We start from the raw sequence: 7,186 nt of genomic DNA, 5'->3' as shown, positions 1-7,186 counted from the left end.
CGATTACATCGAGCGCTTCTACAACCCAAGGCGTCGCCACTCAACACTGGGCTATCTCAGCCCGAACGATTTTGAAACCAAGGTGGGATTAGCTTAACCTCGTGTCCGAAAAACCGGCAGCAGGCCAACATGTCCGTATCCTCCGCAAACAACCGCCCCGCCGAGCAGCCAAGGTGGCAAGCCACTCAAGATAAATAGATACCACTCCAAGCCGCGTCCATGTGGGATCATTGCCGATGATCCCGGTCATAATAGCTGTGGTCACCATACTGTTGGTTACCTTTTTTTCAGTATTGTTGAAGCGATCATACCTAGCCTGGCTGAAGAGCGTGCGGGCGGCGAGCGTAAGAATGATGGTAGCACTGTGCTTGGGCTTTCTCCGCCTGTAAAATTCCTCGAGGAATTTCTTGAATCGATCGTCGGCGCGCTGAATTGAAGTGGCTGCGAAATGCCTCCATGTCGTCCTGACGTGCCCCCGAATACCCTTCGTTGGTAACTACGTGAAAACGCTTGCCCATTCTGAAAGCGGCCAAAACGAAAGGAGGGAGGAGAGAGTCGAATATTTATCCCCGATTCGATACCCCCTGCCTCTACCCCTCCCAAGTGGGCCGACAGATGACAGGACACTCAGGCAGGCCCGTCCACAATCAGCCGGGCGCAAAAATACACCTATGAGATGGATTAAGTCAGCTTGGCCATAGGGCGTGTATTGGGTACGCTTTTCAGCCGTAAGTTATGCCTCCGCTGTACATGATTTTGTCTCTTTTCGTCGCCCGCCATCGAGCGCGTCCCGAAACTCCGAAAATAGCCACCGTAAGTTGTATTGGCCTTTTTTGATTTGCCACTAGGAAATTTGATGGGATGGAAACCAGGCACCGGGATGCTGCTATAGGAACATGGAAGACTACAAGCCGTTCAAAATCGTGTCAGTGCTGCAAGGCGCCAAGTCGATAGGGCATCACATCCGCTTGTGACGCTGCTGTGTATATTCTGGAGAATTGGCCGGAGGGGACTGGGCCTAAGACAACAACAGCCAAGGCCATCCTTCTCAAGTGCCTTGCTGGTGAATGTTCGGCGGCTGTTGCTCGAGTGGCGTTTGTCGAGGCTGCGAGGGAGGCTGGTATCTATATAGAAACCACGCCACGCCCGCCGCCAACCGGGAAGCTGGGACCGAGTTGGGGCAAGCGGAAGCCAGCTCGTTCGCGAATGACTTAGACCTTTTTAGCGAGTGATCGATCTATTGTTGCCCGTCGCTCTCTCAAGCAAGATTTCGTCGCTGGAACACCCCCAGCAAAGAGGCCCGGTTCACTAACCCTCAAGGGTGTACTGGGCCTCACCTTATTTAAAGCTTGCCGCATCCATGATTTACCACGCGTCTACTCGCAGACAAATATTATGCTCCGCCGAGCCTAGCATCATATAATGAATTCTAGTGAACCCACGATTGATTGATACTCGCCAGCCTATAACCCAAGATGCCAACGCTGGTACTGGCACGGGGCTCGGCGTTCTGCATTTTCACTGGTGCGTGCGTCGCGCCCCACACCCGGCGCCGCAACGCGCTTGATAGGACTCTAATCTGGGTATTTAATGGTTGGGCTGAACCCCAAATTTCAGCAAGAGGCCTGGGGATCCAACTTTGCTTCACACTGTTGCCAGGCCTCCTTTTTTAGCTTTTTGGCGGCCGTCGTAATTTGGTTCTAGTAATGAGGCTAGGCCTCGTCCTTCTGAAACTAAACATCGATCATTCCCCTCTTGGGTGAGAAATTTGCGCTTCTGGCGTGGTATCATCTTCGAGGGTCATTTTCATGACTCGGGGGGCAGCGAAGATGCGCAAGACGTTGCTTTGCGTGGCTCTAGTATTGATGACAATCGCGGCTGCGCCCTCTCAAGCGGAAGCTTGTGCCGACGTTGCGATCGTCTTTGCCATAGACGGCTCTGACAGCATCACGGACGCAGAATATGCATTTGAGACACGAGCAATCGTCAGCGCATTGCGAGATGAATCTGTCTTGGCGGTCCTGAAAAGCGCGGGCATGGTGGCTGTTTCAGCCGTGATTTGGGGTGACAGCGTATTTCCGGTCCAAAGGATCGGCTGGTTCTTCATTGACGAAGGTCGGGGTGCGGAAACTTTCGCTCGCGAGATCGAGCGCAACCAGCGTGCCGTCGCCGGCAACACCGATATCGGCAATGAAGAACCAGCCGATCCTTTGGACCTACTTGACGATCCTGGATTGTGTCCGCTCAGATCGGTCATCGACATTTCGGGAGACGGCAGGGAGGCTTTGGGGGCAGTCCGGCCGAACCTGGTTTCGCTCTATCACGCACGTCAGCGTGCCGAACAAATGCACGTAACGATCAACGCGCTGGTGATATCGGGCGATGAAGATGGCCTGGCCGCGTACTACGCCAAAAAAGTCATCACCGGAGACAATGCTTTCGTCATGGTTATAACGAAATTTACCGACATTTGGGCCGCTATCAGGAAGAAACTGATCCAGGAACTGTCGTAGCGAGCCGTGTCGACAACTCACCGCGCTGGCCTAGTCAATTGATGCCGCTTAATGACGCACCTGCTGAATTGAGAAGTGATTTTGAGGATGATTTAGATGTGGAGCATCCACGGTCCCGCACTGGATAGACAGCGATAATAAGATGGCACAGCAAGACTAGGCCACGCCCGGGAACAAAGCAAAAGGCGGACCACCCCATCCTTGATCCGCCATTGGCTCTTTGCCCGCTCACCAAAGCGAGATGTCCTCCCAAGATAGACGACGGCGAGCTCGTCCGGAGGATTAAAGGAGGGGGCTTCCCCCTGACCACAAACACACAGAAAGCCCGCTGTCGCGATTACAATCCCCCGAAAGTGGCCATTTTGCAACTCTTACGTGTTGTCACGCTTGAGGGCGCCTGGCACCGGTGAAGTACGAGCCGGTTGAAGTGGCGCTGAGGCGGTGGGTGATTTAAGCCGATCCTTTAACCGGCATGTCGACATCTACAGTCTTTTGCAGTTGGTTCGACAATGCTTTTACCAATACCGGAATTTCGGTGGATGGTAGGTCAGAGTGAAGATTCCAATGATTGCTGCCGTCCGAAGCCGCCTTGGTAACGGCTACGATCAGAAAATGAGAATCAGGAAAACTAGTCCTTAGCTCGTCGCAAGCAGCAGCAATCTTTCTGTGAATCGTCATGTTACGACACCCTCGAATTTGGCCATGACCCTCAGGATGTAACACAAAACCGTGGACGGCAAGCCTGTCCCTGGACCTTGATTGAACAACGCTCCTTCAGTTCGAGGGCGATCATTTAGGACAGGAGCGCGACCAGCTTCCGCCATATCCAGAGAGCGACAGCCCCGATGCAGGCGGAAACGAGAGAAACCAGCATTAACGCGCCGATCGCCCTCTCCCGCCATTTCTCAAACTCCGCAACCGGCTTCTCGACCGTTTTCAGCCGGCCGTCGATCCCATCGATCTTGCGGTCTGTCGCATCGGCTTTCCGCGTGATCGGCTCAAGCTTCTCATATTGCTCTTTGCGGGAATGTGCGGCGCGTTCGTTGTCGGCAAGGATAAGATCGACCTTGCTTTCAAGTCTGCCGAGCGCACGTTCTTGACTGGCTTCACTCATTTGCTTGCCTTCTCTGCCCAATCATCGTGAAACTGCGCGCAACGATCAATCTGGGCGTCTACCTGATCAGCACTGGTCTCCCAGCGCAGCTGCGTGCCACGAAATTTGTCGCCAATCTTCGGAACCACACGGCGCATGTGTTCGCGGCACTCAAGTGGGAGTTGGGGAGGATATGACCGCGCCCTCGCCTCACCCACGATCTCAGCAAGTGTCATCACGAAGGGTCTGATCGAGCTTGAAAGCCCAATCGTTGATGGCGACATAGGTCTTGTCGGGATCAATCAGAAGCTCGGGAGCACAGGCAAGCATCCGGTGCTCATGCGCCAGTATACCCTCAAGCAGCATCGCATCGCATTGCGCGTCTGTGCCCTGTCGCCTTTCTTGACGCCCTTGATGATCCCGTCGCGGATCGTCCACAGACCGCCAACATCCTGATAAGCGACATGGCGCCGGCCGGCGAAAGCCAGGAGTGCAGCACCAACGGCGCTAAGGTATCGGCTTTTGGTTTTAGTTATTGTCTAGATCCTTCTGTGCGTATCCTGGGCAATGAAAGCCGCCACCACAGTCACGAATGACAGGGCTGCAAATATGCCGGGAGGCATTGGGAGGACGCCGTTGAGCACGGCAACACGACTTCAAGGCTGGACAACAGACTGCAAGCAGCATCAGGCGGCGGCTCCACGCACGGCGTAGAACAACCCGCCAATTCGCGACTGGTTTCATGATGATTTCCAAGATTGGTAAATCGGACTTTTTTGATTGGGGGAACGTTATTCAACGACACGCCATGTCCGAATCTGGTATCCGTCATCAGTGAAGTCTCACCGTGATTACTGGCGAGTAGGTTCGGCGAAACTTCAGGAGGCTTGGCCCGCTGCTCTAAGGCGGGCCAAGCCTCAGTTTACGGGAACCATTTTCGAAGATATTACACATCACTGAGACCAGCTCGTTGGGTCACTGCTTCCGTGATAAGGGGACAATTGGCGGTGAGGTTCTCGCCGTCATTTTTCCCTGGCATCGGAACATTTCTAATTTTTCCCGGTTCGGGGCCGTGTCGGAGAGCACCGATCTCTTCGGCAAGAGGCCCGGCGTGTCACCGCCCAATGAACCCCGCGTCGGGCCTCACGGGCGGCCCAATGGTAAAAGTTGCCTACTATTTGGGGATAGGGGCGTTAGCAGGCCACGACGCGGCGTAAACTTCAGTCACATATGCAGAAGATTGCAGGAACAGGTTCACGATCTGTGGCGGCGTCAACTCATGGTCGACATTGTTCTTGTCGCGAAACACGGTAGTTGCGCTAGTGTCCCCACTGGCAATGCGGATCTGGGCCACAGTGAGACGCGCTTGCAGATTTCTGGCGTCTTCCTGCCGGCCAGTGACTAACACGCCATCTATGACCTTGTCCGCCTCGACCAAACGAGATTTGAGTTCCCTTGCCTTCGCCTCGACACCATCGTTGAGCAGCCGACCGGACAAACGCATCCGGTGTCTGACCATTGGATCCATCTTCGCGATGTCCGGCGCATGCAGCGGTGTATCCGAATACCAGTGTGTCATTGGCGTCAGCGCCAAGGTAGCCGCGCCGTAAACCCCTGCGTTCGGTTGACGAAAATCTCGTCTTGGATAGACTCTATCCATCCACGCGAGGGCAGAACCGATGGAATTCGACAAGGAGACTATTAACGGCTCGACCGACGGCTATGGACGCGGAGCAACGTTTGTGCTGACCAATGGTCAAGTGTGGGTACAGACGAACGATGAAGATGAATACCTTCACCAGTTCATGCCTGAAGTGCTGCTGGAGACAGCAGACAATGTTGGAAAATTGAAGATCAACGATATGAATGCCTGGGTCGATGTGAAGCGTATTCGTTGAACCTCACGCTCTTGCCTGGACTTCGATAGACGCTGGTACCCGCCGGATTGAGCGGCATGACACGGACGACGGTATGCGGCACCCGCCAATCATCAGTTTATCCGTGGTTGTAGGAACGATAACCCTTTGGCAGCAATTAACCTTTTTTGTCCTTGGCTTTGATCAGGGTACCGTCAATATCCTTGTTGTCGAACTTGAGCACCGCCATCCTGCAAATATGAGCCGTTGGTATCGGCTCGCCCGGATCCCATTCAGGACCGGCGCCTGGACCGTCGCGAACGATCGCGCCGGCCTGACCGAATTTGTCAATGAGACGCAGCGCACTTGCTTGAGCTCGAAGATAATCGAATGATTGACCCTGCGTAGGCATTGAACGATCCTATCTGCAAATGGAGATCCGCTATGATCACTAGTTCTCAATGTCGCGCGGCTCGAGCTCTGGTTGAATACAGCAGACAGCGCCTGGCAATTTCGTCTGGCGTAAGCCAAGAAATAATTGAGATGTTCGAGCGCAAGCTCGAGAACGCAACTCACGAGGCCATCGAAGCGCTACAGGCCGCTTTGGAAGAAGCTGGAGCCGTTTTCATTCCAGACAATGACAGCGGCGGGATTGGAGTTCGCTTAAAGTTTAATAGGTCAGACACCAAACGTATCGCAACGCTCGAAAGCGAAGGCGGTATCGTTGCACACGACGATGTCCCTTAGTTCATACTGCCAATAAGCCAGGAATGCACGTGCGCATGAACCGGCGCCCTTCTCATCGGGCATCGCTAATAGACGGGCTGCCTCGCGTCTGAGACAGCGGCACGTCCGCGCCCTGAGATTGCAGCTCCATAACGCGCTACTACGTTCTCATTTGCACGCAAACGTGATGCATTGCCTCTATGAGTTTGTACCTGCAGCAGCGTATGTCTCATCTGCTGTTGCCTTCAAAACGAGCCTGGGCGAACTTTTCGTGCCGTGCATTCTTTAAGACCGGCATTATCTCACTCGTCTGCCGATCGGTTAACGACTCCAACGATTTCCTCGCCATGGTGGATCGTCATTTTTTTGTTCTCAACCTGCCCGAAATTCTTGACGGCGCGCAGCTGGATTACCAAATTTTCGCCGTTGGTCGCGCGGAAGTGGACCAACAGTCAGGGAGCGCCAAGCTTCTTGGCGCGCCTCATTTCTATGTTGCTCACAGGAGGGACTTAGCCATGAGAAGCAACGTCGATTTTTCCCCGTTCTACCGGTCGAGCGTAGGGTTCGACCGCATATTCAACTTACTCGAAAACTCAGCCCAGCCTCAGGGGGTCGACAAATGGCCGCCTTACGACATTGTCAAACTTGGCGAGGACAAATACCGCATAGTCATCGCGGTGCCGGGTTTTACACAAGACGATCTAACCATCACGCACGAACCGAATATGTTAGTGGTCAAAGGCGACAAATCGGGCGATGAAGACTTTCAATATCTCCATCATGGCCTGGCGCTTCGGCCCTTTCTGCATCGGTTCGAGCTTGCGGATCATGTAAGCGTTACCGATGCTCGTTTCGACAATGGCTTACTCATCGTCGAGCTGAAGAAAGAAATACCGGAGGAGATGAAACCACGCCGGATTGCGATCAGCAGTATGGGGAATGCCGCGGTTGGCGAAAGTGCCAAACGGGTTAAAGATGATCGTGCTGCCTAAATACTA

At 53.9% G+C, this 7,186-nt stretch carries 10 protein-coding genes and 1 pseudogene; 6 read left to right on the top strand and 5 right to left on the bottom strand.

Annotated features, from left to right (window positions below):
* The 3 genes and pseudogenes from CU103_RS32675 to CU103_RS21765 form a co-directional block, all read left to right on the top strand.
* A pseudogene (locus CU103_RS32675) lies at positions 1 to 97 on the top strand (IS3 family transposase); the annotation flags it as partial.
* Between the two features lie 860 nt (positions 98 to 957).
* The gene (locus tag CU103_RS32845) at positions 958 to 1,215 is read left to right on the top strand and encodes a DUF982 domain-containing protein (protein WP_112760675.1); all 258 of its coding nucleotides are present in this window, start codon (positions 958 to 960) and stop codon (positions 1,213 to 1,215) included.
* 593 nt (positions 1,216 to 1,808) lie between these two features.
* Complete coding sequence (locus CU103_RS21765; protein ID WP_106666120.1) at positions 1,809 to 2,513, top strand: DUF1194 domain-containing protein; 705 nt, start codon at positions 1,809 to 1,811, stop codon at positions 2,511 to 2,513.
* 450 nt (positions 2,514 to 2,963) lie between these two features.
* Here the strand turns inward: CU103_RS21765 and CU103_RS31145 are convergent, their stop codons facing one another.
* The 4 genes from CU103_RS31145 to CU103_RS31515 form a co-directional block, all read right to left on the bottom strand.
* Positions 2,964 to 3,191: a hypothetical protein gene (locus CU103_RS31145; RefSeq protein WP_146147838.1), complete on the bottom strand. Its 228-nt coding sequence runs from the start codon at positions 3,189 to 3,191 to the stop codon at positions 2,964 to 2,966.
* Between the two features lie 115 nt (positions 3,192 to 3,306).
* Positions 3,307 to 3,627 carry a hypothetical protein gene (locus CU103_RS21760; RefSeq protein WP_106666119.1) on the bottom strand — a complete coding sequence of 107 codons (321 nt, stop codon included), beginning with the start codon at positions 3,625 to 3,627 and terminating at the stop codon, positions 3,307 to 3,309.
* A gap of 201 nt (positions 3,628 to 3,828) precedes the next feature.
* Positions 3,829 to 3,972: a hypothetical protein gene (locus CU103_RS31520; protein WP_170117096.1), complete on the bottom strand. Its 144-nt coding sequence runs from the start codon at positions 3,970 to 3,972 to the stop codon at positions 3,829 to 3,831.
* A gap of 808 nt (positions 3,973 to 4,780) precedes the next feature.
* Positions 4,781 to 5,299 (bottom strand): DUF4376 domain-containing protein, encoded by a 519-nt coding sequence (locus tag CU103_RS31515; RefSeq protein ID WP_170117095.1) that lies wholly within the window; start codon positions 5,297 to 5,299, stop codon positions 4,781 to 4,783.
* Here CU103_RS31515 and CU103_RS21750 point away from each other — a divergent pair.
* Positions 5,286 to 5,504: a hypothetical protein gene (locus tag CU103_RS21750; RefSeq protein ID WP_106666117.1), complete on the top strand. Its 219-nt coding sequence runs from the start codon at positions 5,286 to 5,288 to the stop codon at positions 5,502 to 5,504. The two genes, CU103_RS31515 and CU103_RS21750, sit on opposite strands and share 14 nt — an antisense overlap.
* 136 nt (positions 5,505 to 5,640) lie before the next feature.
* On the opposite strand, the gene CU103_RS21745 is transcribed toward CU103_RS21750, so the two are convergent.
* A complete protein-coding gene (locus CU103_RS21745; RefSeq protein ID WP_106666116.1) occupies positions 5,641 to 5,874 on the bottom strand; it encodes a hypothetical protein in 234 nt (77 codons plus the stop codon).
* Positions 5,875 to 6,005: 131 nt separating this feature from the next.
* On the opposite strand from CU103_RS21745, the gene CU103_RS21740 reads away from it, so the two are divergent.
* On the top strand, positions 6,006 to 6,209 hold the full coding sequence (locus tag CU103_RS21740; RefSeq protein WP_342588908.1) for a hypothetical protein: 204 nt from the start codon (positions 6,006 to 6,008) through the stop codon (positions 6,207 to 6,209).
* 494 nt (positions 6,210 to 6,703) lie between these two features.
* On the top strand, positions 6,704 to 7,180 hold the full coding sequence (locus CU103_RS21735) for an Hsp20 family protein (protein ID WP_106666144.1): 477 nt from the start codon (positions 6,704 to 6,706) through the stop codon (positions 7,178 to 7,180).
* The last annotated feature ends 6 nt before the right edge of the window (positions 7,181 to 7,186 follow it).

This window comes from Phyllobacterium sophorae, assembly GCF_003010965.1.
Taxonomy (GTDB): Bacteria; Pseudomonadota; Alphaproteobacteria; order Rhizobiales; family Rhizobiaceae; genus Phyllobacterium; species Phyllobacterium sophorae.
This window is presented reverse-complemented; position numbering and strand designations above follow the sequence as displayed.

Coding starts and splice junctions, on each gene's coding strand:
- CU103_RS21765 (WP_106666120.1), top strand. CDS start 1,809: ATGACTCGGGGGGCAGCGAAGATGCGCAAGACGTTGCTTTGCGTGGCT.
- CU103_RS31145 (WP_146147838.1), bottom strand. CDS start 3,191: ATGACGATTCACAGAAAGATTGCTGCTGCTTGCGACGAGCTAAGGACT.
- CU103_RS21760 (WP_106666119.1), bottom strand. CDS start 3,627: ATGAGTGAAGCCAGTCAAGAACGTGCGCTCGGCAGACTTGAAAGCAAG.
- CU103_RS31520 (WP_170117096.1), bottom strand. CDS start 3,972: ATGCTGCTTGAGGGTATACTGGCGCATGAGCACCGGATGCTTGCCTGT.
- CU103_RS21750 (WP_106666117.1), top strand. CDS start 5,286: ATGGAATTCGACAAGGAGACTATTAACGGCTCGACCGACGGCTATGGA.
- CU103_RS21745 (WP_106666116.1), bottom strand. CDS start 5,874: ATGCCTACGCAGGGTCAATCATTCGATTATCTTCGAGCTCAAGCAAGT.
- CU103_RS21740 (WP_342588908.1), top strand. CDS start 6,006: ATGTTCGAGCGCAAGCTCGAGAACGCAACTCACGAGGCCATCGAAGCG.
- CU103_RS21735 (WP_106666144.1), top strand. CDS start 6,704: ATGAGAAGCAACGTCGATTTTTCCCCGTTCTACCGGTCGAGCGTAGGG.